This window comes from Streptomyces sp. EDA2-14, from assembly GCF_054963755.1.
Genome location: NZ_JBUEGE010000006.1, coordinates 296,794 through 322,890, shown reverse-complemented (window position 1 = coordinate 322,890; position 26,097 = coordinate 296,794). Strand labels below are relative to the sequence as shown.

General features: G+C 70.9%; 24 protein-coding genes. 10 read left to right on the top strand and 14 right to left on the bottom strand.

Annotation, left to right across the window (positions count from 1 at the left end; translation table 11 throughout):
• Positions 1-219, bottom strand: a 219-nt coding sequence (locus tag ACY34M_RS19245; protein WP_462720431.1) for a CoA-transferase, incomplete at its 3' end; no start/stop codon positions are given.
• Entirely contained in the window at positions 219-1,001 is a 783-nt protein-coding gene (locus tag ACY34M_RS19240; RefSeq protein ID WP_462720430.1) for a CoA transferase subunit A, read from the bottom strand. The genes ACY34M_RS19240 and ACY34M_RS19245, both read right to left, overlap by 1 nt.
• A 201-nt stretch (positions 1,002-1,202) precedes the next feature.
• Here ACY34M_RS19240 and ACY34M_RS19235 point away from each other — a divergent pair, with 201 nt between their 5' ends.
• Positions 1,203-1,673, top strand: coding sequence for a MarR family winged helix-turn-helix transcriptional regulator (locus ACY34M_RS19235; RefSeq protein WP_462720429.1), 471 nt, complete (start codon positions 1,203-1,205; stop codon positions 1,671-1,673).
• Positions 1,674-1,738: 65 nt separating this feature from the next.
• On the opposite strand, the gene ACY34M_RS19230 is transcribed toward ACY34M_RS19235, so the two are convergent.
• Positions 1,739-2,674 (bottom strand): DUF3048 domain-containing protein, encoded by a 936-nt coding sequence (locus tag ACY34M_RS19230; RefSeq protein WP_462720428.1) that lies wholly within the window; start codon positions 2,672-2,674, stop codon positions 1,739-1,741.
• A gap of 69 nt (positions 2,675-2,743) precedes the next feature.
• Positions 2,744-3,805 carry an ATP-dependent DNA ligase gene (locus tag ACY34M_RS19225; protein WP_462720427.1) on the bottom strand — a complete coding sequence of 354 codons (1,062 nt, stop codon included), beginning with the start codon at positions 3,803-3,805 and terminating at the stop codon, positions 2,744-2,746.
• 73 nt (positions 3,806-3,878) lie between these two features.
• Here ACY34M_RS19225 and ligD point away from each other — a divergent pair, with 73 nt between their 5' ends.
• Entirely contained in the window at positions 3,879-4,922 is a 1,044-nt protein-coding gene (ligD, locus tag ACY34M_RS19220) for a non-homologous end-joining DNA ligase (RefSeq protein WP_462720426.1), read from the top strand.
• A 6-nt stretch (positions 4,923-4,928) separates the two neighbouring features.
• Here the strand turns inward: ligD and ACY34M_RS19215 are convergent, their stop codons facing one another.
• On the bottom strand, positions 4,929-6,554 hold the full coding sequence (locus ACY34M_RS19215; RefSeq protein ID WP_462720425.1) for an amidohydrolase: 1,626 nt from the start codon (positions 6,552-6,554) through the stop codon (positions 4,929-4,931).
• Positions 6,555-6,654: 100 nt separating this feature from the next.
• A complete protein-coding gene (locus tag ACY34M_RS19210; RefSeq protein WP_462720424.1) occupies positions 6,655-7,281 on the bottom strand; it encodes a TetR/AcrR family transcriptional regulator in 627 nt (208 codons plus the stop codon).
• Positions 7,282-7,353: 72 nt separating this feature from the next.
• On the opposite strand from ACY34M_RS19210, the gene ACY34M_RS19205 reads away from it, so the two are divergent.
• Positions 7,354-8,811 carry a purine-cytosine permease family protein gene (locus ACY34M_RS19205; RefSeq protein ID WP_462720423.1) on the top strand — a complete coding sequence of 486 codons (1,458 nt, stop codon included), beginning with the start codon at positions 7,354-7,356 and terminating at the stop codon, positions 8,809-8,811.
• Positions 8,812-8,915: 104 nt separating this feature from the next.
• Positions 8,916-10,502 (top strand): GMC family oxidoreductase, encoded by a 1,587-nt coding sequence (locus ACY34M_RS19200; protein WP_462720422.1) that lies wholly within the window; start codon positions 8,916-8,918, stop codon positions 10,500-10,502.
• A gap of 17 nt (positions 10,503-10,519) precedes the next feature.
• Here ACY34M_RS19200 and ACY34M_RS19195 read toward each other — a convergent pair whose 3' ends face one another.
• On the bottom strand, positions 10,520-11,740 hold the full coding sequence (locus ACY34M_RS19195; protein ID WP_462720421.1) for a glycoside hydrolase family 64 protein: 1,221 nt from the start codon (positions 11,738-11,740) through the stop codon (positions 10,520-10,522).
• 247 nt (positions 11,741-11,987) lie between these two features.
• On the opposite strand from ACY34M_RS19195, the gene ACY34M_RS19190 reads away from it, so the two are divergent.
• Together ACY34M_RS19190 and ACY34M_RS19185 are read left to right on the top strand one after the other, a co-directional pair.
• The gene (locus ACY34M_RS19190; RefSeq protein WP_462720420.1) at positions 11,988-12,779 is read left to right on the top strand and encodes a VOC family protein; all 792 of its coding nucleotides are present in this window, start codon (positions 11,988-11,990) and stop codon (positions 12,777-12,779) included.
• A gap of 84 nt (positions 12,780-12,863) precedes the next feature.
• Complete coding sequence (locus tag ACY34M_RS19185) at positions 12,864-13,106, top strand: WhiB family transcriptional regulator (protein ID WP_462720419.1); 243 nt, start codon at positions 12,864-12,866, stop codon at positions 13,104-13,106.
• Between the two features lie 237 nt (positions 13,107-13,343).
• On the opposite strand, the gene ACY34M_RS19180 is transcribed toward ACY34M_RS19185, so the two are convergent.
• The 5 genes from ACY34M_RS19180 to ssgD form a co-directional block, all read right to left on the bottom strand.
• Positions 13,344-14,318, bottom strand: coding sequence for an acyl-ACP desaturase (locus ACY34M_RS19180; RefSeq protein ID WP_462720418.1), 975 nt, complete (start codon positions 14,316-14,318; stop codon positions 13,344-13,346).
• Positions 14,319-14,412: 94 nt separating this feature from the next.
• Complete coding sequence (ddaH, locus tag ACY34M_RS19175; RefSeq protein ID WP_462720417.1) at positions 14,413-15,189, bottom strand: dimethylargininase; 777 nt, start codon at positions 15,187-15,189, stop codon at positions 14,413-14,415.
• A 75-nt stretch (positions 15,190-15,264) separates the two neighbouring features.
• Positions 15,265-17,595: an ATP-binding cassette domain-containing protein gene (locus ACY34M_RS19170; RefSeq protein WP_462720416.1), complete on the bottom strand. Its 2,331-nt coding sequence runs from the start codon at positions 17,593-17,595 to the stop codon at positions 15,265-15,267.
• Between the two features lie 69 nt (positions 17,596-17,664).
• Positions 17,665-19,314, bottom strand: a complete 1,650-nt coding sequence (locus tag ACY34M_RS19165) for an ABC-F family ATP-binding cassette domain-containing protein (protein WP_462720415.1) — start codon at positions 19,312-19,314, stop codon at positions 17,665-17,667.
• A gap of 245 nt (positions 19,315-19,559) precedes the next feature.
• Positions 19,560-19,919 (bottom strand): spore wall synthesis regulator SsgD, encoded by a 360-nt coding sequence (ssgD, locus tag ACY34M_RS19160; protein WP_462720443.1) that lies wholly within the window; start codon positions 19,917-19,919, stop codon positions 19,560-19,562.
• 304 nt (positions 19,920-20,223) lie between these two features.
• On the opposite strand from ssgD, the gene ACY34M_RS19155 reads away from it, so the two are divergent.
• Genes ACY34M_RS19155 through ACY34M_RS19140 form a run of 4 tightly spaced genes read left to right on the top strand, consistent with a single transcriptional unit; the run spans position 20,224 to position 24,230 of the window.
• The gene (locus ACY34M_RS19155) at positions 20,224-21,273 is read left to right on the top strand and encodes an ABC transporter ATP-binding protein (RefSeq protein WP_462720414.1); all 1,050 of its coding nucleotides are present in this window, start codon (positions 20,224-20,226) and stop codon (positions 21,271-21,273) included.
• Positions 21,274-21,307: 34 nt separating this feature from the next.
• The gene (locus ACY34M_RS19150; protein ID WP_462720413.1) at positions 21,308-22,519 is read left to right on the top strand and encodes an ABC transporter substrate-binding protein; all 1,212 of its coding nucleotides are present in this window, start codon (positions 21,308-21,310) and stop codon (positions 22,517-22,519) included.
• Between the two features lies 1 nt (position 22,520).
• On the top strand, positions 22,521-23,387 hold the full coding sequence (locus tag ACY34M_RS19145; protein ID WP_462720412.1) for an ABC transporter permease: 867 nt from the start codon (positions 22,521-22,523) through the stop codon (positions 23,385-23,387).
• A 27-nt stretch (positions 23,388-23,414) separates the two neighbouring features.
• Complete coding sequence (locus ACY34M_RS19140) at positions 23,415-24,230, top strand: ABC transporter permease (protein WP_462720411.1); 816 nt, start codon at positions 23,415-23,417, stop codon at positions 24,228-24,230.
• Here the strand turns inward: ACY34M_RS19140 and ACY34M_RS19135 are convergent, their stop codons facing one another.
• Both ACY34M_RS19135 and ACY34M_RS19130 read right to left on the bottom strand, forming a co-directional pair.
• The gene (locus ACY34M_RS19135; RefSeq protein WP_462720410.1) at positions 24,231-25,226 is read right to left on the bottom strand and encodes an iron-siderophore ABC transporter substrate-binding protein; all 996 of its coding nucleotides are present in this window, start codon (positions 25,224-25,226) and stop codon (positions 24,231-24,233) included.
• A 34-nt stretch (positions 25,227-25,260) separates the two neighbouring features.
• Complete coding sequence (locus tag ACY34M_RS19130; protein WP_462720409.1) at positions 25,261-26,097, bottom strand: ABC transporter ATP-binding protein; 837 nt, start codon at positions 26,095-26,097, stop codon at positions 25,261-25,263.

The window sequence follows — 26,097 nt, the reverse complement described above, 5'->3', positions numbered from 1 at the left end:
GGTCTCCTTGCCCGCGTTGATGAGGTCGGGGTCGACCGTGTCGTCGGTGGGGTAGGGGCCGGTGCCCAGGATGCCGTTCTCGGATTCCAGGATGACCTCGACGTCGCCGCCGAGGTAGTTGGGGATCAGCGTCGGCAGGCCGATGCCGAGGTTGACGTACTGGCCGTCGCGCAGCTCACGCGCGGCGCGGGCGGCCATCTCCTCGCGGGTCCAGGACATCAGTTGCTCACCGTTCCTCGTGCCGGAGGCGCGGAAATCGTGCGCCGTTCGATGCCCTTGTCGGTGGCCTGCTCCGGCGTCAGGGCGATGACGCGCTGGACGAAGATGCCCGGCAGGTGCACGGCGTCCGGCTCGATCTCGCCCGGCTCGACCAGCTCCTCGACCTCGGCGATCGTGATCTTTCCGGCCTGGGCGGCGAGCGGGTTGAAGTTGCGGGTGGACTTGTTGAAGACCAGGTTGCCGTGCCGGTCGCCCCTGGCGGCCCGGACGAGCGCGAAGTCGGTGCGGATGCCGCGCTCCAGGACGTACTCGACGCCGTCGAAGGCCCGGACCTCCTTGGGCGGGGAGGCCTTGGCGACGCCGCCGGTGCCGTCGTAGCGCCAGGGCAGGCCGCCGTCGGCGACCTGGGTGCCGACCCCGGCCGGGGTGTAGAAGGCGGGGATGCCGGCGCCGCCGGCGCGGAGCCGCTCGGCGAGGGTGCCCTGGGGGATCATCTCGACCTCGATCTCCCCGGCCAGGTACTGGCGGGCGAACTCCTTGTTCGCGCCGATGTAGGAGCCGGTGACGCGGGCGATCCGCCCGGCCGACAGCAGCACGGCGAGGCCGGAGTCCATGGCGCCGCAGTTGTTCGACACCACCGACAGGTTCCCGGTGCCCTGCTCGTACAACGCCTTGATCAGCACGTTCGGCACACCGCTCAAGCCGAACCCGCCGACCGCGAGCGACGAGCCGTCCCCCACATCGGCGACGGCCTGTGCGGCCGTGGCGACAACCTTGTCCATCCCTGCGAGCCTCATCTCCGCGAATTGCTCAGCGCACTGAGCATTTTTTGGGTGTCGCTCACGTTGCCACCGGGTCTGTTAACCGTCAAGAGTTCCAAGGGAAACGCATGAATGGGCTCGACAAGCGGGCGCCGCTTACCGGATCCTTGCTCAGTGCACGGCCGTATTCAGCGGCGCAACGACTGCAGACGGAGGACCGCCATGGCCGCGGTGGATCTGGCCGCCCATCCCGGGCACCTCGCCCGGCGGCTCCAGCAGGCGCACTATCTGCTGTGGAACACGATGGTCTCCGAGGAGATCACATCGCCGCAGTTCGCCGTGCTCAACGCGCTGGTCGCCGAGCCGGGGCTCGACCAGCGCACCGTGGGGGAGCGGGTCGGCCTCGACCGCTCCACCATCGCCGAGGTGATCACCCGGCTCACCCGGCGCGAACTGGTCGACAAGGTCCGTGACCCGCAGGACGGGCGGCGCTGGCTGCTGCGGCTCACGCCGGACGGCCTGCGTACGCACAAGAAGCTGGCCGTGCGTACCGCCCGGATGAACCAGATCTTCCTGGCGCCGCTCGATACGGATGAGCGGGCGGTGTTCTTCGACCTGATCCAGCGGGTGTGCGATGCGGCGGAGGGCCTTCGGAATCCGGGCGAGGTGGAGGAGGTCGTGGCGGGGGCCTGACCTCGTGTGCCCGTGGCGCCGACCCCGGATTGCGGTCCCCAAGGCTCTGTCCCGGACGCCGCGCCTCAATCGCCCCCGGGGCCCGGTCCCTTTGCCAGCACCACCCACACAGGGCCCGGCGCGAACGCCAGCCGCGTGCCGTCGTCCTCTCTCGTGAACGTCGTGCCGGTCGTCGCGCTCGGGCGTTGCCAGCGTGCGTCGTACGAACGGCCGTTCCGCAGGACCAGTGCCCGGCCGTCGCCGACCGTGCGGGACAGCGGTGTCGTGCTGCCCGAGCGGTCGTGGAAGCGTGAGGGCTGTACGTCGACGTACTGGACGACGACCGTCGGGGCCGAGAGCCGTTCGCCGCTCGCGGTCGTCGCGGCGCGGCCGTCCATGCTCACCAGCCAACGCCGTTGCTCCGCCGACCAGTTGAACGTGAACCGGGCGGCAGGGAAGCGCACCTCGTGCTCCGTCGTCGCCCGGCCGCCCTTCGGTGTCCGCTCGGCGAACTCGAACCCGGCCGCCTTACCCGCCTCCACCCCCGCCGCCGGGTCGCCCAGCTTCGCGGGCCGCAGGTACAGGTTGTGCGGTGCCGGTTTGCCGGAGCCGCGGAAGAACGCGGCGCCGCCCTCGCCCGGAGTCACCGCCCGCAGCGGCGCCGCGTCGATCGACGGCCGCAGCGCGCTCTGCGCCCCCGAGTACGCGAGCGTCGGCTGGTCGAACTGGCGCAGCAGCTCCAGATCGGTCTCGCGGGCGCTGCGCACCGGGCCGACCACCTGGGGCAGCCGCGAGCCGAACACCGCCATCAACCGGCTCAGCCCGGCCTCCACCTGCTCCACGTACACGAGGTCGGCCGCGTCGAGGCCGGTCTGCGGCCGTGCCGCACCCACGTTGTCGATCTTCACGGCGAGCAGCGGGGCGCGCGGCGCCGCCGAACCGTCGCCGTCGGGCAGCCGGCTCGACGTACAGGCCGCCGCCAACATCCCGAGAGCTCCCACCACGACCGCACGCCTGCGCATCTCGTCCACGCACCTTGGATACCCGGGAGAACGCGCGGATCACCCGGAATGTGCGGTACGCGGGCGCCGTCAGTGCAGCACGTCCGCCAGGTCGAACGTCACCGGCTCCTCCAGCTGCGCGTACGTACAGCTGTCCGGTGTGCGGTCCGGGCGCCAGCGGCGGAAACGGGCCGTGTGGCGGAAACGGGCGCCGTTCTCCATGTGCTCGTAGGCGACCTCCGCCACCAGCTCAGGGCGCAGCGGGATCCAGGAGAGGTCCTTCTTGCCGGTCCAGCGGCTCGTCGCGCCCGGCATCCGCCGGCCCTCGTGCGCCGCCTCGTCGGTCCACGCCGCCCACGGGTGGCCCTCGGCGGACTCCATGCGCAGCGGCTCCAGCTCGGCGACCAGTTCGGTGCGGCGCTTCATCGTGAACGCCGCGCAGACCCCGACGTGCTGCAGGGCGCCCGCGTCGTCGTACAGGCCGAGGAGCAGGGAGCCGACGACCGGGCCGCTCTTGTGGAAGCGGTAGCCGGCGACCACGCAGTCCGCCGTCCGCTCGTGCTTGATCTTGAGCATGACCCGTTCGTCCTGCCGGTAGCGCAGCGTGAGCGGCTTGGCGACGACGCCGTCCAGGCCCGCGCCCTCGAACTGCTCGAACCAGGTCTGCGCGAGGTCGGCGTCGGTGGTCGCGGGCGCCAGGTGCAGCGGCGCGGTGGCGTTCGCGAGGGCCTGCTCCAGGAGCGGCCTGCGGTCGGCGAGCGGCAGCTCGACCGTGGACTCGGAGCCGAGCGCCAGCACGTCGAAGGCGACGAAGGAGGCGGGCGTGCGCTCGGCGAGGGTCTTCACGCGGGAGGCCGCCGGGTGGATCCGCTCGGTGAGCGCGTCGAAGTCGAGCCGCCCGTCGCGCGCGATCACGATCTCCCCGTCGAGCACGCAGCGCTCCGGGAGCCGCTCGGCGAGCGCCGCGACCAGCTCGGGAAAGTACCTGGTCAGAGACTTGGTGGTGCGGCTCGTCAGCTCGATCTCCGGACCGTCCCTGAACACGATCGCCCGGAAGCCGTCCCACTTCGCCTCGTAGTGCATCCCGGCGGGGATCCTGGCGGCGGACTTGGCGAGCATCGGCTTGACCGGTGGCATCACGGGAAGATCCATGCACCGATTCTGTCCTCTACGCTCGTGTATCGCCCGGTATGCGCATTACGTCCTTTCGGCCTAGCGTGAGCGCATGGGCGGCAAGAGTGCGGCAGTGGAACTCGACGCGGGCGGCAGACCGGTACGTCTGTCCAGCCCCGACAAGGTGTTCTTCCCCGACGGCGGGACGGCGACGTACACCAAGCTCGACCTCGCGAACTACTTCCTCGCGGTCGGCGACGGCATCGTGCGCGCCCTGCGCGACCGGCCCACCACCCTGGAGCGCTACCCCGACGGTGTGGCCGGCGAGTCCTTCTACCAGAAGCGCGCGCCGAAGAACCTGCCCGACTGGATCCCCACCGCCACGATCACCTTCCCGTCGGGCCGGACCGCCGACGAGATGTGCCCGACCGAGGTCGCCGCGGTGATCTGGGCCGCCCAGTACGGCACCCTCACCTTCCACCCCTGGCCGGTGCGGCGCGACGACCCCGATCACCCCGACGAACTGCGCATCGACCTCGACCCGCAGCCCGGCACCGACTACGCGGACGCCGTGCACGCCGCCCGTGAACTGCGCGCCGTGCTCCACGACTTCGGTGGCCTGCGCGGCTGGCCCAAGACCTCCGGCGGACGCGGACTGCACGTCTTCGTCCCCATCGAGCCGCGCTGGACGTTCACCGAGGTGCGCCGCGCCGCGATCGCCTGCGGCCGTGAACTGGAGCGCAGGATGCCGGACCTGGTCACCACAGCCTGGTGGAAGGAGGAGCGCGGCGAGCGCATCTTCGTCGACTACAACCAGACGGCCCGCGACCGCACCATCGCCTCCGCCTACTCGGTGCGCGCCCGCCCGCACGCCCCCGTCTCCGCTCCGCTCACCTGGGACGAACTCGGCGACGCGCTGCCCCGTGACTTCGACATCGTCACCATGCCGAAGCGGTACGCCGAACGCGGCGACGTGCACGCCGACATGGACAAGGAGCGGCACTCCCTCGACGCCCTCCTGGAGCTGGCCGAGCGGGACGCGAAGGACCGCGGGCTCGGCGACCTGCCGTACCCGCCCGAGTATCCGAAGATGCCGGGCGAGCCCAAGCGGGTGCAGCCGAGTCGCGCCAAGCACGAGGAGGGCGAAGGCGGTTGACCGGGCCTACAGTGCGGCGTCCCGGTGCGTCACCCGGCCGCCCAGCACCGTCAACCGCACCGGTACGTCGGGGAGTTCGGTCGCCGGTGCGGCGGCCGGATCCACCGCGAACGCCGTGAGGTCGGCCCGGAATCCGACCGCGATCCGCCCCGCGACCCGCTCCTCACCGGCGGCATAGGCGGCGTTCACGGTCATCGCCCTCAGCGCCTCCATCCCGCTCAGCGCCTGCTCGGGGCCGTGCGGCGGCAGCGTCAGATCGCGCGTCGGCCGCCGGTGCCTGGCCCCCGCCAGCACGCCGAGCGGCGGGTACGGTGCGATCGGCCAGTCCGAGCCGAGGACCACCGTCGCCCCGGCGTCCCACAGGTCCCGGCAGCGCCAGGCCCGCCCCGCCCGCTCCTCGCCGAGCCGCCGCGACCAGTTGTCGCTGTGGTCGGCCCGTGTGAAGTCGCAGCAGTGCGTCGGCTGCATCGACGCGATCACCCCCAGCTCGGCGAACCGCCGCACCGTGTCGTCCGGCACCGTCTCGATGTGCTCCACGCGATGCTGTACGTCGCCGGGCGCCCCGGCCCGCGCCTTCGCCACCGAGTCGAGCGCGTGCCGCACCGCCGCGTCGCCGATGGCGTGCGTCGCGGTGGGCACACCCGCGCGGTGCAGGGCTCCGACGGCATCGGTGTACGCGGCCGGATCGGGCCAGAACGCGTGCGTCGACTCGCCGTGGCAGTCCGGGCGCTCCAGCCACGCGGTGCCGTTGTCGATGGTGCCGTCCATGAACAGCTTCACGCCGTCGACGGACCACAACTGCCCGCCGCGCTCCTGGAGTCGGATCAGCTCGCGCACGGCGTCGGCGTCCGCGCCGGGCTGACACCAGGGCGCGACACGCAGCCGCACGGTCAGCTCCCCGGCGGCGTCCAACTCCTCGTACAGCTCCAGGCTGTCGCCATTGGCGTCCATGGCGTGCCCGCCGGTCAGTCCGCTCGCGGCCATCTCCCGCAGCGTCCGCCCGAGCCGTTCGCGGCGCTCGGCGCGGGTGGGCCGCGGCGCGGCCCGCTCGACCAGTTCGCACGCGGCGTCCTCAAGGAGCAGCCCGGTGGGCCGCCCCGCCGCGTCGCAGACGATCTCGGCGGCCTGGTCGAAGGCGCGCGGCCCGTCGACGCCCGCGAGTGCGAGGGCGCGCGGGCTCGCCAGCATCGAATGCGCGTCGAAGAGCTGGAGCAGAGCCGGGATGTCGTCGAGTACGGGGGCCAGCGCGGCGGCCTCCACGGCCCGCTCCCCGAACACGTTCGGGTCCAGCCCCCAGGCGTGCAGCCACGCGCCGGGCGCGAGCGACTCCTTCGCGCGGGCGAGTGCGGCGCGTACGTCGTCGAGGCTCTCGCACCGGGACAGATCGACACCGGCGGTCAACTCGGCCCCGGACACGGGATGCAGATGCCCGTCGACGAGCCCGGGCGTCACGACGGCGCCCTTGAGGTCGACGACAGTGCTGCCGGGGCCGGCGAGCGCGCGTGTCTCCCGGTCGTCGCCGAGCGCGGAGATGATGCCGTCGGTGACGGCGAGCGCACTGTACGAACCGCTCCCGCCGTCGACCGGATCGAGGAACCGGGCGTTGAGGAGGATCAGGTCGGGGTGGTGCATGGTGGATCTCCCTGGAAATGGTTCAGGCACGTCGAGCCCCTCCGGCGATCGAGGAGCGGGGTCAGGGGCGGCGCCCCGAGGCCGTAACGCCGGTTCCGGTCTACGAGTCCAACGCCCCCTCGGCCAGACCCAGTTGACCCTCGGCCACCCGGAACGCCATCCGCGCGACCCCCGCCGGCAACGACCCCATGTCGGCGCCCGCGTTCGCGCCGAGCCCGTCCAGTACGACGAGGATCTGCATCGCCACGACCTCCGGATCGGCGGTCCGGAACTCGCCCCGCTCCACGCCCTCCGCGAGGAGTCCCGTGAGCCGCCCCCGCCAGTCCGCCTCCTGCTGCTCGACCCGGACCCGCAGCGAGTCCCGGTACCGGCTCAGGTGGCGCGCGTTGATCCACAGCCGGCTGATGTCGTCCCACGCGGGCCCGGAGGTCCGGGCGAGGAATCCGGCGAGCCGCTCCGCGGCGGACGGGTCCGCGGCGCCCTCGGGGAGCAGCGCGTCGAGCTCCCCCGTCGCCGCGCTCCCGAACGCCTCCGCCACCAGCTCCTCCGCCGAGGGGAAGTAGTGGCTCACGAGCCCCGGACGCACGTCCAGCTCCTCGCCGATGCGCCGCAGCGTGACGCACTCCAGACCTTCGGAAAGCGCAATCTCGGCGGCCTTCGCAACGATTTCCGCACGTCTGGCGGCCGGAGATTTTCGGATTCGCTTGCGCTCAACGCTTGACGACATGCCCGTCACGTTATTGAGTGTGCGACCAATAAGCAAGCAGGTGGGACGAGACCAGCACCCCCGGAGGGCCCCATGGCGTCGACGCTTCCCGACCCGTACCCGGACACCGAAGGCGCCGCGGGCCCGCCGGGCACGGAGCGGCAGTCGGCCTCCCGCATCGAGGCGCACGGCATCGACCACATCCCCGACTCCGAACGCCGCGGCAGGGCGCGCGAGTTGTTCTCGGTCTGGGCCGCGGGCGGCATCAACTATCTGAGCCTGGTCGTCGGCGGCGCCCTGATCCTGATGGGCCTGAACCTGTGGCAGGCCCTCGCGGTACTGGTCGTGGGCAATCTGTTCTGGGTTCTGACCGGGTGGCTCTCCGTCTCCGGCCCCGCGGCCGGCGCCCCCAGCGAGGTCATCACCCGCGCCCTCTTCGGCGTCATCGGCAACCGCGTGAACAACGCGATCGTCGGCTGGGTGATCTCCGTCTGCTACTTCGCGCTGAACCTGTCGGCCGCCGCCGTCGCCGCGTTCTCGCTGGTCGCGAAGGTCGGGATCCCGGTGAACACGGGGGTGAAGGCCGCCGTCATCGTGATGATCGCGGCGCTCACCCTGACCATCAGCGTCTACGGCCACGCCCTGATCATGAAGCTGTACCTGCCGATCACGCTCGTCCTCGCCGCGGCCTTCGCCTTCGTGGCCGTCGTGGTCGTCCGGCACGCCGACTTCGGCTACGTACCCGCACACCACCTCACCGGGATCGACCTGTGGGCCACGGTCCTGGCCGGTGTCACCCTCATCGCCTCGGGACCGCTGTCGTACACCACCAGCGCGGACTTCTCGCGCTACCTGCCCCGTACGACGCCGAAGCGGGCGATCGTCGGCTGGACCGCGCTCGGCGGCTTCATACCGGGAGTGCTGGTCTCGGCCCTCGGCGTGCTCGCCGCGACGACCGTCGACATGACCGACCCGCAGGCGGCCCTGGAGAAGATCCTGCCCGGCTGGTTCACGCCGGTCTTCCTGCTCGCCCTGATCCTCGGCACCATCGCCATCAACGCGCTGACCGCGTACAGCGCGGGCCTCGCGCTCCAGGCCGTCGGGCTGCGCATCCGCCGCTCCGTCAGCGTCCTGTTCGACGGCACGGCCGCCGTCGCGCTGACCCTGTACGGACTGCTCGTCTCGAACTTCCTCGACACCGTCAACAACGTCCTGCAACTGACCGTCGTCCTGCTCGGCCCGAGCATGGCGATCTACGCCACCGACATCGTGCTGCGACACAACCGCTACGACGGGCCCGCCCTCACCGACGAGTCGCCCGGCAGCCCGTTCTGGTTCCGCGGCGGCGTCAACTGGGCAGGCGCACTCTCCCTGTTGGCGGGCGCCGCGACGGCCGCGCTGTGCGTGGACACCCTCTACTTCACGGGCCCGGTCTCCGCCGCCCTCGGCCACGTGGACCTCGCGCTGCCGGTCGGGATGGCCGTCGCGTGCGTCTCCTACGCGCTGACGATGCGGCGCTCGCCGACGCTGCGGAACGTGACCGCCCCGTGACGCGATCCCCCCTCATCCCGCACAACCGGCTCTGGACAGTGCTTACCGGGCGGTAGAGCATCGGTCGCACCTGTACATGGCACGGACCGTCGAGGGAGCCCGCGTTGAGCAAGGACCGTACGTACGACTACGTCATCGTGGGGGCCGGATCCGCCGGCTGCGTGCTGGCCGGGCGGCTCTCCGAGGACCCCTCCGTCAAGGTCGCCCTCGTCGAGTCCGGGCCGCGCGACCGCAAGACCGAGATCAGGATCCCGGCCGCGTTCCCGAAGCTGTTCAAGACGCTGTACGACTGGGACTACTCGACCACCAAGCAAGCGGCCCTGGACGACCGGGAGTTGTACTGGCCGCGCGGCCACACGCTCGGCGGCTCCTCCGCCATCAACGCCATGATGTGGGTGCGCGGCCACCGCGCCGACTACGACGCCTGGGGCGAGGCCGCCGGAACCCCCTGGTCGTACGACGAGTTCGTGCGCTACTTCGAGCGCGCCGAGCGCTGGCAGGGCGAGGCGGGCGGGGACTCGGTGTACGGCACGGCGGGACCGCTGCACATCTCGCCGCCGCGCCAGCCGAACCCGACCACCGCCGCATTCCTCGACGCCTGCCGCTCCCAAGGCCTGCGCGAACTGGCCGAGTTGAACCAGGCCGACCACTCCGGCTTCGCCCTGACCCCGCTCAACCAGTACCGCGGCCGCCGCTGGAGCGCCGCCGACGGCTACCTCAAGCCCGCCGCGCGCCGCCCCAACCTCGACGTCTACACAGGCGCCCGCGTCACCCGCATCGACTTCGACGGAACCCGCGCCGCGGGCGTCGTCGCCTCCGGGATCCCGGCCGGCACCCTGCGCGCCACCCGCGAGGTGATCCTGTCCGCGGGCGCCGTCAACTCGCCGCAACTGCTGCAACGGGCGGGCATCGGCGACCCGGAGACCCTCGCCGAGGCGGGCATCGACACCCTCGTCGCATCGCCCGACGTCGGCCGCCACCTCCAGGACCACCTGATGTACGCGCTGAACGTGCGCGCCGCGCAGCCCGTGACGCTCACCGGCGCGGACTCGCCCGCCAACATCGCGCGGTTCCTGCTCGGCGGACGCGGGCCGCTCACCTCGAACGTCGGGGAGGCCGTCGCCTTCCTGGCTACCAAGCCCGAACTCGCCGCGCCCGACATCGAGTTGATCTACGCCCCCGTGCCGTTCGTGAACCACGGCCTGGAGGAGCCGACCGAGCACGGCCTCACCGTCGGCGTGATCCTGCTCCAGCCCAAGAGCGAAGGCCGGATCACCCCGGCGGTCGCCGACGACAGGCCGAGGATCGACCCGGACTACCTGGCCCACGAGGAGGACGTGCGCACCCTCGTCGCCGGTGTGCGCCGCGCCGAGGAACTGCTCGCCGACGGCGCCCTCGCCGCGCACCACACCGGGCCGATGGGCGGCTACCCCGGCGTGGTCGACGACGAGGAGCTGACCCGGTCGGTGCGCGCGGGCGCCGAGACCCTCTACCACCCGGTCGGCACCTGCCGGATGGGCTCAGACGAGGGCTCGGTCACCGACCCCCGGCTCCGCGTGCGCGGCACCGAGGGTCTGCGCGTCGTGGACGCGTCCGTCATGCCGCGCATCACGCGCGGCCACACGCACGCGCCGACGGTCGCCCTCGCGGAGCGGGCGGCGGACCTGATCCGCGAGGACGCCACCAAGTAGCGCTGCCCTAAAGGGGGTTACGAGCCCACGCTGACCGTGAACCGGCGCGGATTGCCGTCGTGCGCCGCGCCGGACACGTCCGGCTGACCGTCGGCCTGCACGTCGTCGTACGGGAAGGCGTAACCGATGGGCGAGTTGGCGTGCACGATCCGCGACCAGTGGTTGGTCGTGGCGTCCTTGTAGTAGTCGTCGGACGTCAGACCGTTGGGCTGCTCGGCGTGCGTGAGCATGATGCTGCGGTTGAACCCGGCGGCGAGGCGGGACAGGATGCCCTTCTTGTCGTCGGGGTCGTCCGGGTTGTTGGCGAACGGGCCGTGGTTGCAGGTGAAGATGTCCTTCGAGGCGGGCTTGGTGAAGGTGTGGCCGCCGTTGAAGGTGAGGGTGTCGCCGCTGACCCGGCCGGTGAAGGTGCCGCGCCCGCCCTGCAGGTCGATCTTCAGGTCGGTCGAGGCGTACTTCTCCCACACCTTGTCGATGTAGCCGTCCCACACGTCGCGGAACGGCATCTCGTCCGGCTTGTCGAAGTACGGGGCCATGAGGTTCTGCGGGGAGATCACGCGCAGCACCTTGCCGCCGTCGCCCTTGATGACGAGCTTGTCCCAGGGCTGCCCGTCCTTGGCGGCCTGCGCCGCGAGATCCGAGGCGATCTTGTCGATGGCGCCGTCCGGGAACGGGGCCACGGTGTGCGTGGCGTCGCCCTCCAGCTTCAGCCCGATCGGCAGGGCCGTGACCAGGTCGACGTAGCTGATGTTGGAGTACAGCTGCTCCGAGTTGAAGGTGAATTCGGCGAACGCCCAGGTCTTGCCGTAGTTCGCGTCCTCCTTCGTGGCGAAGGCCGGCTCGACGAGCGAGGGGCCGGGGTTGAGGAAGAACTCCAGCTTGTCGTCGCGGACGAAGTAGACGCGGGCGCCGTACATCTGAGGCAGCGTCACGACCTTCGGGGCCGAGCCGGCGGCGCCGAGCGGGATGGCGCAGTCGACGGGCAGCGGGGTCTGCGGGGCGCTCGGCGACTCCGGGTGGTAGACGCTGCCGTCGGAGCGCAGCAGCACCCAGTTTCCGGTCCCGTTCTCGTGGCCGGTGACGTACGCGTGCACCGTTCCGCTCAACGACTTGTTCTCCAGGGCGAGTTCACAAGTGGTCGGTGCCGCGCCCGCGGTCCACGAGGGAACGGTGAGCGCGGCGGCGGTGGAGGCGAGGCCCGCTCCGGCACTGGCGAGAAATATTCTGCGCGAGATCACGTTGAGCACTCCCTGAATGTGGGGGGTGTGTGGGGGAGCCCCACTGTGGCGAGAGAGGCCGGAGGCGTCAATACTTCGCGCAGGGAGCGCTCCCATGCTTTTGTTTGCGTTCAACGGTTGAAGGCGGGGTGCTTTTGGTCCTCTGGTCTGAACCAAGCCTGGTCAGCGTGGTGCGAGGGCGTTGTCAGTGCCCGGTGCAAGACTCGGCAGTCCGGAAGAAAATCCCTCGACGAGGAGGGCAGGACCCATGATCACTACAGAGTTCGTGAACGGCGCGCCGAACTGGCTGGACCTCAGCACCCCGGACATGGACGGTGCGATCTCCTTCTACGGCGGCCTGTTCGGCTGGAGCTTCCAGTCGGCGGGCCCCGAGGCCGGCGGCTACGGAATGTTCCAGCTCGAAGGCAGCACCGTCGCCGGTGTCATGACCGTCACCGCCGAGCAGGGCGAGCCCGGCTGGACCGTGTACTTCCAGAGCGCGGACGCGGACGCCACGGCGAAGGCCGTCGAGCAGTCCGGCGGCACCGCCCTGCTCCAGCCGATGGACGTCTTCGACCTGGGCCGCATGGCCGTCTTCACCGACCCGGCGGGCGCCTCCTTCGGCATCTGGCAGCCGGGGAAGAACAAGGGCCTGGAGTACATCAGGGACGACGGCGGGCTGAACTGGGTGGAGCTGTACACCCCGGACGTGCCCGCGGCGAAGCAGTTCTACGGATCGGTCTTCGACTGGGGTGCGTTCGACGTCGAGTTCCCCGGCGGTCGGTACACGACGCTCAACCCTCCGGCCACGGACGAGAACGCGATGTTCGGCGGCGTGGTCCCGCTCGCGAGCGACCCGGTGGAGGCCGGTGCGGGCGCGCACTGGACGCCGTACATCCACGTCCCGGACGTGGACGCGACGGCGGACCGGACGCAGCAGCTCGGCGGCACGGTGCGCGCCGAGCCGGTCAGCATCCCCGGCGTCGGACGGCTCGCGAAGCTGGCGGATCCGTTCGGGGCGGGCTTCGCGGTGCTGAAGGGGAACCCCGAGGAGAAATGACCGTTCGGGCGTCCGTGATGCCCGACCGTCGCCCGTTGATGCAGCGTTGATCAAACGTTTTTCGACCGGCGGCAGACTGACCGCATGTACGCGAACACGACCCTTACGCCTGCCGGCCCCACCTGGCAGGACCAGGCCCTGTGCGCCCAGACCGGTGCCGAATTCTTCTTCCCCGAGCCGGGCAGCTCCGTCCGCGAGGCCAAGACGATCTGCGGACTGTGCCCGATCCGGGAGAGCTGTCTGGAGTACGCCCTCACCCACGACGAGCGGTTCGGGGTGTGGGGCGGACTCTCCGAAAAGGAGCGGCGCCGGCTCCGGCGCGGCTGACGGCCCCTGCCGGACCGCTGCACGGGGGCCGTGGCCGAGCCGATATTCACTGGGCCCGCCCGGCCGCGCTGCGGGCGCACCCTTCTCCGGACGTGCGGGACGCGGCGTCGCGGACCGGTACGGCGCCGTAACAGCGGGCGTGGGCCGGAAGGCGCGTCCACCCGGCCCACGACACGGGGCTCCGCCCCGGACCCCGCTCCTCAATCGCCGGTGGGGCTTGATCTGGCGGCGCAGCCCCTAGGACGCCGCCCGTGCCGCCATGCGCGCCTTGCGGGCCGCCAGCTTCTCGTCGAACTTCGAGGCCTCGGAGTCCAGGCCGTTCATGAACAGGCCCAGCTCCTCCTGCGCCTTGAGGCCCTCGGGGCCCAGGCCGTCGATCTCCATGACCTTCAGGAAGCGCAGCACGGGCTGGATCACGTCGTCGTGGTGGATGCGCAGGTTGTAGACCTCGCCGATCGCCATCTGCGCGGCGGCGCGCTCGAAGCCGGGGATGCCGTGGCCGGGCATCCGGAAGTTCACGACGACGTCGCGGACGGCCTGCATCGTGAGGTCGGGGGCGATCTCGAACGCGGCCTTGAGGAGGTTGCGGTAGAAGACCATGTGCAGGTTCTCGTCCGTGGCGATGCGGGCGAGCATGCGGTCGCAGACCGGGTCGCCGGACTGGTGTCCCGTGTTGCGGTGCGAGATGCGGGTGGCCAGCTCCTGGAAGGAGACGTAGGCGACCGAGTGCAGCATCGAGTGCCGGTTGTCCGACTCGAAGCCCTCGCTCATGTGCGACATGCGGAAGGATTCCAGCTTGTCGGGGTCGACGGCGCGCGACGCGAGCAGGTAGTCGCGCATCACGATGCCGTGCCGGCCCTCCTCGGCCGTCCAGCGGTGCACCCACGTGCCCCACGCGCCGTCGCGGCCGAACAGCGAGGCGATCTCGTGGTGGTAGCTGGGGAGGTTGTCCTCGGTGAGCAGGTTGACGATGAGGGCGATGCGGCCGACCTCGGTGACCTTGGACTGCTCCTTGGACCAGGCCTCGCCGTCCTCGAAGAACTCGGGGAAGTTGCGGGCGTCGGACCACGGCACGTAGTCGTGCGGCATCCAGTCCTTGGCGACCTTGAGGTGCCGGTTGAGCTCCTGCTCGACGACTTCTTCCAGCGCGTAGAGCAGGCGGGCGTCGGTCCATGTGGTCGACGACCCGAGGCGGGGGGAGATGACGGTCACGAGAGCTCCTGGGGGACGGAGGTGGTGCGAGCGGAGATACCTACGGTGTCGTAGGTTACGTTGCCGTAGGTTAAGCGCCCCATAAAGATCACGGTTACGTGTGGAGCCCTCGCAGCCGAACTGAGAGGCAGGTCACACACCCCTCCAGCTTCTCGAATTCGGAGATGTCGACCAGAACGGGCTCGTAACCGAGGTCCGCGAGCAGCTCCGCCGACTTCGGCGCGCTCTCCGCCATGAGCAGCCGGTCCTCGCCCAGCAGCACCACGTGCGCCCCCGACTCCTCCGGCACCGGCAGGAAGCGCGGGAACAGCGAAGGGTGCTCCACCAGCGGCGGATACCCGATGACGGTGCCGTCGGGCAGCGCGGTCACCGCCGACTTCAGGTGCAGCACCTTGCTCAGGGGCACGGCGACGACGCGGGCGCCCAGCGGTTCGAAGACGGCGCGCAACTGGTGCACGCCCGCCGCGTTCGTGCGCCCGCCGCGCCCCACGTAGATCGTGTCGCCCACCTTCAGTACATCGCCGCCGTCCAGGGTGCCGGGCTCCCACACCCAGTTGACGGAGCAGCCGAGCCGCGCCACCGCCTCCTCGACGCCCGGCGTCTCCGGGCGCCGCGACTCGGCGCCGGACCGTGTGATCAGTGCGACGTTGCGGAAGACGACCACCGCGTCCTCCACGAACACGGCGTCCGCGCACAGGTCGACCGGCTCCACCAGGAACGTCTCCCAGCCGTGCGCCTCAAGGGCGTCGACGTAGCCCTTCCACTGGTCCTGCGCCTTCGCGGCGTCGACCGGGCTCCGCTCGATGTGGGTGACGAGACCGTCCGCGATGCGCGGTCCGGGGCGGCGGACGAGGGCCTTCTTGCTGGGCACGGCGGACTCCATGGCGACGAAATGGGGTGACGGCGCACATCATGCACAGGACGACACGTGTCGCGGAATCCCCTGTCACGCGGCCGTCACGTCCCCCTCACCCGGCCCGCCCGCGCCCGCGACGGCCCGCCGCAGGTGCTCGGCCGTGAACGATCCGTCCGCGTCGAGGAGTTGGGCCGGTGTGCCCTCGAACAGCACCTCGCCGCCGTGCCGGCCGCCCTCGGGGCCCAGATCGATAATCCAGTCCGCCCGCCGGACCACGTCGAGGTTGTGCTCGACGACGACCACGCTGTTGCCCGCGTCGACGAGCCGGTCGAGCAGCGCCACGAGCCCGTCGACGTCGGCCATGTGCAGCCCGGTGGTCGGCTCGTCCAGGACGTACGTCGCCGAGGTCCGGTGCAGCTGCGTGGCCAGTTTGATCCGCTGGCGCTCGCCGCCGGACAGCGTGCTCAGCGGTTGGCCGAGCGTGAGATAGGTGAGGCCGACCTCGTGCAGGGCGCGCAGTCGGCGCCGTACGCCCTTGTCGTCGAGGTCGGCGAAGTGATCGAGGGCCTGCGCGGCCGTCATGTCGAGCACGTCGGCGACGGACCGGCCGCGCACGGTCAGGCCCAGCACCTCGTCGTTGAAGCGCCGCCCCGCGCACGCCTCGCACACCGTGGTCACCGGGTCCATGAACGCGAGATCGCTGTGGATCACGCCGCGCCCCTCGCACCGCTCGCACGCCCCGTCCGAGTTGAAGCTGAACAGGCCCGGCTTCGTGCCGGTCTCGCGCGCGAACACCTTCCGCACGGTGTCCATGATCCCGAGATACGTCGCCGGGGTGGAGCGCCCGGAGATCCCGATCGACGACTGGTCGACGACCACGGCCTCCGGGTGCGCGGCGCACAGAGCCCCCGACACCAGGGAGCTCTTGCCGGACCCGGCGACCCCGGTGACGGCGGTGAGCACCCCGGTCGGCACGCGCACGGTGACGTCCTTGAGGTTGTGCACACGCGCGCCCTCGACCGTCACGTGCCCGGTCGCGGCGCGCGGGTGCTCCTTCACTCCGCCGCCGCGGCGCAGGCAGCGGCCGGTGAGCGTGTCCGCGCGCCGCAGCGCGCCCGGCGTGCCCTCGAACACCACGCGCCCGCCGTCGGCTCCGCCCGCCGGGCCCATGTCGACGACGTGGTCGGCGACCGCGACGACATCGGGGTCGTGCTCGACGACGAGGACGGTGTTGCCCTTGTCGCGAAGCCGCAGCAGCAGTTCGCCCAGCCGCCCCACGTCACGCGGGTGCAGGCCGACGCTCGGCTCGTCGAAGATGTACGTCATCCCGGTCAGGCTGGAGCCGAGATGGCGCACGGTCTTCAGGCGCTGCCCCTCGCCGCCCGAGAGCGTCGACGTCTCCCGGTCCAGGCTGAGGTAGCCAAGGCCGATCGCCTCGATGCGCTCCAGGGCGGTGACGGCGGCCCCGGCGATCTCCCCGGCGACGGCGCCCTCGATGCGGCGCAGGACCGGGATCAGCTCGCCGATCTCCATGCTCGTGCAGTCGGCGATGCCCAGCCCCTCGACGCGGGTGGCAAGCGCGGCGGAGTTCAGGCGTGCCCCCTCGCAGACCGGGCAGGTGCCCTCGGTCAGGTACCGGCCGACGAGCTCGCGGGTGCGCGCGCCGAGTGTCGACAGGTCCCGGTGCAGGTACAGCCGCTCGAAGCGGTCGGCGAGCCCCTCGAAGTCGATGTCGCGGCGGCCTCCGGTGTTCGCGACGTTGACCGTCCGCCCGCGCCCGCGCATCAGGAACTCCCGCTCGGCGGCGGTGAACTCGCCCACGGGCTTGGCGGTGTCGAGGTCGGTGGTGTTGGTGTACGTCTGCCCCTGCCAGGTCCCGGCGGCGAACGGCGGGAACAGGACCGCGCCGCCCTCCAGGGACTTCGACGGATCGAGGATGCGTCCGTAGTCGGGGCGGACCGTGCGCCCGAGCCCGTCGCACTCGGGGCACATCCCGCCCGGGTCGTTGAACGAGTAGGCCGTCGCGGGCCCGGCGCTCGGTGTCCCGTGCCGGGAGAACAGCACGCGGATCACCGAGTACACGTCGGTCATCGTGCCGACCGTCGACCGGGAGTGCCCGCCGATCGGCCTCTGGTCGACGACGATCGCGGGCGTCAGCTCCTCCAGGGCGTCCGCGTGCGGCTTCTCGTGCTTGGGCAGCCGGTTGCGGACGAACCAGGGGTACGTCTCGGACAGCTGCCGCTGCGACTCCACGGCGATGGTGTCGAAGACGACGGACGACTTGCCGGATCCCGACACGCCCGTGAAGACGGTGAGCCGTTCCTTGGGGATGCGCAGGGTGACGTCCCGCAGGTTGTTCTCGCGGGCGCCGACGATGCGGATGAAGCGGTGACCGGTATCGGTGGTTTTGGTGCGCTGCATGTCAGCGACGCTAGGCCGGATACCCGACACCTTCTGTCGGGTATCCGGACCGTTTCCGGAGAAGGCCCCCTAGGCGGCCCGCACCTCCTCCAGCGTCGCGTCCCGGAGCGTCCCGTCCATCAGCAGCCAGCGCGTCACGCCGATCGACTCCAGGAACGGCAGGTCGTGGCTGGCCACGACGAGCGCCCCCTCGTACGACTCCAGGGCCGAGGTGAGCTGGCGCACGCTCGCGAGGTCCAGGTTGTTCGTCGGCTCGTCCAGCATCAGCAGCTGCGGGGCGGGCTCGGCGAGCATCAGCGCGGCGAGCGCCGCACGGAAGCGTTCGCCGCCGGACAGCGTCGCGGCCGGCTGGTCGGCCTTGGCGCCCCGGAACAGGAAGCGGGCGAGCCGCGCCCTGACCCGGTTGTTGGTGGCGTCCGGCGCGAACCGGGCCACGTTCTCGGCGACGCTCAGCTCCTCGTCGAGCACGTCGAGGCGCTGCGGCAGGAAGCGCAGCGGGACATGCGCCTCGGTCTCGCCCGCGACCGGTTCCAGCTCGCCCGCGATGGTGCGCAGGAGCGTCGTCTTGCCCGAGCCGTTGCGTCCGACGAGCGCGATGCGTTCGGGCCCGCGCAGCTCCCACTCGCCGTCCACGCGCGCCCCGTACGCCAGTCGCAGCTCGCGCAGCGTGAGCACGGAGCGGCCCGGCGGCACCGCCGTGTACGGCAGGTCGACGCGGATCTCGTCGTCGTCGCGCACCGCGTCCACGGCCTCGTCGAGGCGCTCCTTCGCCTCGGCGAGCTTCTCCTCGTGCAGGATGCGGTGCTTTCCGGCGGAGACCTGGGCCGAGCGTTTGCGCAGTTTCATCACCGCCCTCGGTTCGCGCTTGATGTCGTACATCTTCTGGCCGTACCGCTTGCGCCGGGCCAGCTTGACGTGGGCTTCGGTCAGTTCCTGCTTCTGCTTCTTCAGGTCGGACTCGGCGACCCGCACCATCCGCTCCGCCGCCTCCTGCTCGGCGGCGAGCACCTCCTCGTAGGCGGAGAAGTTCCCGCCGTACCAGGCGACCTCGCCGTCCCTCAGGTCGGCGATCTGGTCGACGCGGTCGAGGAGTTCCCGGTCGTGGCTGACCACGATCATGACCCCGGACCAGCCCTCGACGGCGGCGTAGAGCCGCTGCCGGGCGCGCAGGTCGAGATTGTTGGTGGGTTCGTCGAGCAGCAGTACGTCGGGCCGGCGCAGCAGCAGAGCGGCGAGCCGCAGCAGCACGGACTCGCCGCCGGAGACCTCACCGATCGTGCGGTCCAGGTCGACGTGGCCGAGACCGAGCTCGCCGAGCATGGCGTGCGCCCGCTCCTCGACGTCCCAGTCGTCGCCGACCGCGGTGAAGTGCTCCTCCCGTACGTCGCCCGCCTCGATGGCGTGGAGGGCGGCGCGGGTCCCGGCGATGCCGAGCGCCTGGTCGACGCGGAGCGCGGTGTCGAGGGTGACGTTCTGCGGCAGGTACCCGACCTCGCCGGACACCCGCACGGTGCCGTCGGCCGGGGTCAGTTCGCCGGCGATCAGCTTCAGCAGGGTCGACTTGCCCGACCCGTTGACGCCGATGAGGCCGGTGCGGCCGGGGCCGAAGGCGACCTGCAGCCCGTCGAAGACTCCGGTGCCGTCGGGCCAGGAGAACTCCAGCGCGGTGCAGGCGACGGAGGCGGGGGCGGCGTGCGAAAAACTCTGGGGATGTGACATGAGGCGGCCTCGCGGTTGCTCGGTGCGAACGGTGGGATGCAACGCGTTCGAGACACCGCGAGGGGCACAGAAGGCCTGCTGCGGGGACGGCTCGGGAAACCGAGGTCGCACACACGACGGCACGGACACGCGAGGGCGTGTCATGCGCGGTGTCTCAGGACCTCAGTCGAGCAACGTCCTTCTCCTATCGACGGCAACAGAACCGTCAACCAAGGTAGAAGCACCTGCCGGGGCCGTCAAAGGATTTAAAAGGCGTCGCGCAGCAACTCCTCCAGGTCGCCGTCCACGTCCACGTGCGAGGCCTCCTCGCCGACCGGCACCAGGTCCGTCGTCTCCGTCAGGAAGCGGCGCAGCTCACCGGTGCGGATGTGCACGACGGCGGTGCCCTCGACGGCGTGGAACTCCAGGACCGTGCGGTCGTACCCGTACGGCTTCACCCGTACGTCGCCCGCGCCGGCCGGGCCGGTGACCCCGCTGGCGAGCAGCTCCCGTGCAAAGGTCCAGCTCACGGCGACGCCTTCGAGGGTCGCCGGGGCCGGGAAGGACATGCACACGGCGAACGGGTCGCGCACGTCGTAACGCAGAGTCGCCGGAATGTGCGCCATGCGCGGCGCGGCGGCGACGAGACGGGCCTCGACGGCTTGCTCGATGACGGACAACGCCTGCTCCCTTGTGACGGCTGGACGGTGGGACCACTGCACGGCCTCACTTGAATAGACGGCGGAATGACGGAATCCGTGCGCATGAAGCCGGTCGAAATTCGAGTGACCTCTGTCACCGATCTCAACCGTGATGCTGGTGTGACGATCGGCACTGGTGAGGTGCAGGATCCGTCAATTCCGCACAAACATGATCGCCGGGCTCCCCGCGCCCTTGTGGCCGACGTTGAAGTGTGCATGATCTACGGCTATGGCTACCGCCGAGGAGAGCGCAGCGATCGGGCTGCGGGAGCTGCGCAAGTCGTTCGGTGACGTGAGCGCCGTCGACGGGATCGAACTCGACGTGACCGAGGGCGAGTTCTTCTCGCTGCTCGGGCCCTCCGGGTCGGGCAAGACGACCGTGCTGCGGCTCGTCGCCGGTTTCGAGACCCCTACGGGCGGCTCGGTCCACCTCGCCGGCGAGGACGTGACCCGGCGCGCGCCCTTCGAGCGCGACGTCACCACCGTCTTCCAGGACTACGCCCTGTTCCCGCACATGAACGTGGAGCAGAACGTCGCGTACGGCCTGAAGGTGCGCGGCGTCCCGCGCCGGGAACAGGCCGAGCGGGCCCGCGCCGCCCTGGCCTCCGTACGCCTGGAGGGCTACGGCGGCCGCAGGCCAGGGCAGCTCTCCGGCGGCCAGCGCCAGCGCGTCGCCCTGGCGCGGGCGCTGGTGGTGCGCCCCCGCGTGCTGCTGCTCGACGAACCCCTCGGCGCCCTCGACCTCAAGCTGCGCGAACAGATGCAGACCGAGCTGAAGGAGTTGCAGCGCGAGGTCGGCATCACCTTCGTCCTCGTCACCCACGACCAGGCCGAGGCCCTCGCGCTCAGCGACCGCGTCGCCGTCATGCGCGCCGGACGCGTCGAACAGGTCGGCACGCCGAGGGAGTTGTACGAGAGTCCGGCCTCCGCCTTCGTCGCGTCCTTCGTCGGCACCTCCAACACCCTCACGGGGGCCGCCGCCGAACTGCTCGTGGGCCGAGCAGGGACGTTCGGCGTCAGACCCGAGAAGATCCGGGTGCTCGACCCGGACGCGGAGCGGGATCGCGGCGACCACAGCGAGGTGCGCGGCACCGTGGCCGACGCCGTGTACCTGGGGGACAGCACCCGCGTCGTCGTCGACACCGACGCGGGCGTGCGCTTCGTCGTCGTACGCCAGAACAGCGGAACCGGTCACGACGCGGCCCACGCGCCCGCACCACCCGGCGCCCGCGTGCTGCTGCGCTGGCACCGGCGGCACAACGTCCCCCTGCACCAGTGAAGTCGACCCACCCCGACGACCAGGGAGTGTTCACGTGCGCGCAACCCGGACCCTGATGGCCGCCACCGCGCTCGGCGGGCTGCTGCTCGCCACCGCCTGCGGCTCCTCCGACGACGGCGGCGGCGCGAAGAGCGCGCCCGGCGGACAGGGCTTCACCCCGCCGAAGATGTCCGCCCCCAAGTCCCTCGGCAGGACCGAGGGCAAGGTCAACCTCATCGCCTGGGCCGGCTACGCCGAGGACGGCTCCAACGACCCGAAGGTCGACTGGGTCCACCCCTTCGAGAAACAGACCGGCTGCCAGGTCTCCACGAAGGTCGCCGGAACCTCCGACGAGATGGTCAACCTGATGAAGACGGGCCAGTACGACGCCGTCTCCGCCTCCGGCGACGCCTCGCTGCGCCTCATCGCCTCCGGCGACGCCGCCCCCGTCAACACCAAGCTCGTACCGAACTACAAGGACGTCTTCCCCGGTCTGAAGAACCAGGACTGGAACTCGGTCAAGGGCGTCCCCTACGGCATTCCGCACGGCCGCGGCGCCAACCTCCTCATGTACCGCACCGACAAGGTGAAGCCCGCCCCCGACTCGTGGAGGGCCGTCTTCGACGACGCCGGGCAGCACAAGGGGCACGTCACCGCCTACGATTCGCCGATCTACATCGCCGACGCCGCCCTGTACCTGATGAAGACCAAACCCGACCTCGGCATCAAGAACCCCTACGCGCTCGACCAGAAACAGTTCGACGCGGCGGTGGGCCTGCTGAAGAAGCAGAACGCCAGCGTCGGCGAGTACTGGAGCGACTACCTCAAGGAGGTCTCCGCGTTCAAGAGCGGCGACTCCGTCGTCGGCACCAGCTGGCAGGTCATCCTGAACACCGCGCAGGGCGAGAAGGCCCCCGTGAAGGCGGTCCTGCCCAAGGAGGGCTCCACCGGCTGGTCCGACACCTGGATGGTGTCCGCCAAGGCCGAGCACCCCAACTGCGCCTACAAGTGGCTCGACTGGATCGTCTCGCCGAAGGTGAACGCGCAGGTCGCCGAGTACTTCGGCGAGGCCCCCGCCAACGCCGCGGCGTGCGAGGAGACCAGCGACCCGGGGCACTGCGCGACGTACCACGCAGACGACGCCGCGTACTGGAAGAAGGTCCACTTCTGGACCACGCCCATCCCGCAGTGCCTCGACGGCCGCACCGACACCACGTGCGTGCCGTACGCGAAGTGGGTGCAGGCCTGGACGGAGATCAAGGGGTGACGTGGCACTGACCTCGAAACGCGCCGCCGGGGCGCTGCACCGCAGCCCCCGGCTCCGCCTGACCCTGCTGCTCGCCGCGCCGCTGACCTGGCTGGTCGTCGCCTACCTGGGCTCGCTCGCGGTCCTGTTCCTGTCCGGCCTGTGGACCACGGACCCGTTCACGTCGGACATCGTGCGGACGTGGACGCTCGACAACTTCAAGGCGCTGTTCACGACCGACGTGTACCGGCAGGTGGCCCTGCGCAGCGTGGGCGTCGCGCTGGGGGTGACGGCGCTGTGCGTCGTCGTCGCGTTCCCGATCGCCTTCTACACGGCGCGCGTCGCCCGGCCCCGATGGCGCCCGCTGCTCGTGGTGGCGATCCTGACGCCGCTGTGGGCGAGCTATCTGGTCAAGGCGTACGCGTGGCGCGTCATGCTCGCGCAGGGCGGCCTGCTCGACTGGCTGCTGAAGCCGTTCGGCCTGGACGGACCCGGCTACGGGCTCGTCGCGACCGTGCTCGTCCTGACGTACCTCTGGCTGCCGTACATGATCCTGCCGATCCACGCCGGGCTCGAACGCGTCCCCGACAGCGTGCTCGACGCCTCCGCCGACCTCGGTGCCCGCTCCTGGCGCACCTTCCGCACGGTGCTGCTGCCGCTCGTCCTGCCGTCGGTCGCGGCAGGCTCCGTCTTCACGTTCTCGCTCAGCCTCGGCGACTACATCGCGGTGCAGATCGTGGGCGGCAAGACGCAGTTGATCGGCAACCTCGTCTACTCGAACATCACGCTCGACCTGCCGCTGGCCGCCGCGCTCGGCACCGTGCCGGTCGTCGTCATCGTGCTGTACCTGCTGGCGGTGCGCCGCACGGGCGCGCTCAGCAGTCTGTGACAGTCCATCCGTCGTAAGGAGTCCGTGGTGCACCTGTCCCGCCCCGCACGCATCGCGCTCCGCGTCGCCGCCGTCCTCGGCTTCGCCGTCATCTACGTGCCGCTGCTCCTGGTCGTCGTCAACTCGCTCAACCCGGACCGCAGTTCGGGCTGGCCGCCGCCGGGCCTCACCCTGGAGTGGTGGGGCGACGCCCTGCACAGCGCGGGCGCCCGCGACGCGCTGTGGACGTCCGTGAAGGCGGGCATCGGCGCCACGGCGATCGCCCTCGTCCTCGGCACGCTCGTCGCGTTCGCGGTGTCCCGCTACCGCTTCTTCGGCCGCGAGGCGATCTCCTTCGCGGTGGTCCTGCCGATCGCGCTGCCCGGCATCGTCACCGGCGTCGCCCTCAACACGGCCTTCCGCACGGTCCTCGAACCGCTCGGCATCGGCCTCGGCCTGTTCACGGTGGTCGTCGGCCACGCCACGTTCTGCGTCGTGGTCGTCTTCAACAACGTGGCGGCCCGGCTGCGCCGCCTCGCCGATTCGTACGAGGAGGCGGCGATGGACCTGGGCGCCGACACCTTCCGGACCTTCCGCGACATCACGTTCCCGCTGATGCGCTCGGCGCTCGCGGCGGGTGGGCTGCTCGCGTTCGCGCTGTCCTTCGACGAGATCGTGGTGACGACGTTCACGGCGGGGGCGGGCGTCCAGACGCTGCCCGTCTGGATCTTCTCCAACATGGCCCGCCCCCAGCAGGCCCCCGTCGTCAACGTGGTGGCCGTCGTCCTCGTCCTGCTGTCCGTGATCCCCGTGTACGTGGCGCAGCGCCTGTCGTCGGACACGGCGGCGGGCAGCCGCGTGTGACTACTTCAGCTTCTCCGCGAACAGCGGCACCACGTGCTTCAGCGCGTAGCGCACCGACAGCACGGAGTCGGTGGCGAAGGCCGAGCTGAGGTTCGGGTCGTCGAAGACGAGCGAGTGGCCCTTCTTCGCCGCCGGGATCGCCTTGTAGAGCGGGTCGTTGGCGATCTTCTTCGCGGTGGTGCCGATGGGCGCCAGCACCATGAGGTCGGCGTCCAGCATCTGCAGGTTCTCCTCCGACACGGGCACGGAGAACGCGCTGCCGGCCTTCTTCTCCACGGCCGGGTTGTTCTTGAAGCCGAGCCGCTCCACGAAGTCGACGCGGCCGGTGCCGCGCACGTAGGCACCCCACGACGAGGCGGTGCGCGAGCCGACCGTGATGGTCTTCCCCTTGAACTCCGGGTGCTTCTTCGCGGCCGCGGCGAACTCCCGCTCCGTGTCGTCGATCAGCTTCTCGCCCTTGTCGGCGAGGCCGAGCGCCTGCGAGACCATCTCGGTCTGCTTCTTCCACGAGATCTTGTACTGGTCGCCGCCCTTGGGGACACCGACCGTCGGCGCGATCTTGTTGAGGGTGTCGTAGCGGGTCTGGTCGCCGCTGGCCTTGGTGTCGAGGATGAGGTCCGGCTTGAGCGCCGCGATCTTCTCGTACTCGGGCTCCAGCGTGCCGATCTTCTGCGGCGACTTGTCGTACTTCCCCTTGGCCCACGGACCCGTGCCGTCGCCGCCGAACGCCAGCCAGTCGCTCGCCCCGACGGGCTGCACGCCGAGCGCGAGCGCCGTCTCGGCGTCGCCCCAGCCGAGGGCGACGACGCGCTGGGGGCGCTCCTTCACCGTGACGGTGCCGAACTTGGTGGACACCTTCGCCGGGAAGCTGCCGGAGGACTCCTGCCCCGGGCCGGCGGAGGCGTCGCTGTCGTCGGAGCCGCAGGCGGCGAGCGAACCGGTGAGGACGAGGGCGGCGGCGCCCACGAAGAGGCGGCGACGTGTGGTGGTCGACATGGGTGTGTTCTCTCTACGAGCGACGAACAGACGGTTACTTGATGTGGTGGCGGCCCATGGGCACGATCAGCGGGGTGCCGGACGCCGGGTCGGGTATGACGGTGCTGCGCAGGCCGAAGACCTCGTCGACGAGCGCCTCGGTCACGACATCGGAGGGCGCGCCCTCGGCGACGATCCGGCCGTCCTTCATGGCGACGAGGTGGTCGGCGTAGCGGCAGGCCAGGTTGAGGTCGTGGAGGACGACGACGAGGGTGACGCCGCGCTCCCGGTTGAGGTCGGTCAGCAGGTCGAGGACGTCGAGCTGATGGCTGATGTCGAGGTAGGTGGTCGGCTCGTCGAGCAGCAGCACGTCCGTCTCCTGGGCGAGCGCCATCGCGATCCACACGCGCTGGCGCTGGCCGCCGGAGAGCTGGTCGAGGGGCCGGTCCGCGAGGTCGAGGACGTCGGTGGCGTGCAGCGCGGCGGCGACCGCCGCGTCGTCGGCGGCCGTCCAGCGGCGGAACCAGCCCTGGTGCGGGTAGCGGCCCCGGCCCACCAGGTCGGCGACGGTGATGGACTCGGGCGCGACCGGCGTCTGCGGCAGCACGCCGAGCACCGCGGCGACGTCCTTGGTGGACGTCTTCTGGATGTCGCGCCCGTCCAGCAGCACGGCGCCGTCGGTCGGGGTGAGCAGCCGGGCCATCGAGCGCAGCAGCGTCGACTTGCCGCAGGCGTTGGGGCCGACGACGACGGTGATGCGGCCCGCGGGGATGTCGACGTCGAGGCCGGAGACGATCCGCCGCTCGCCGTAGCCGAGTTCGAGGCCGCGGGCCTGCAGGGTGTGCGGGGCCGCCACGGGCTTCTCCTTCTGGTCGTACGAGGTGGTGGGCAC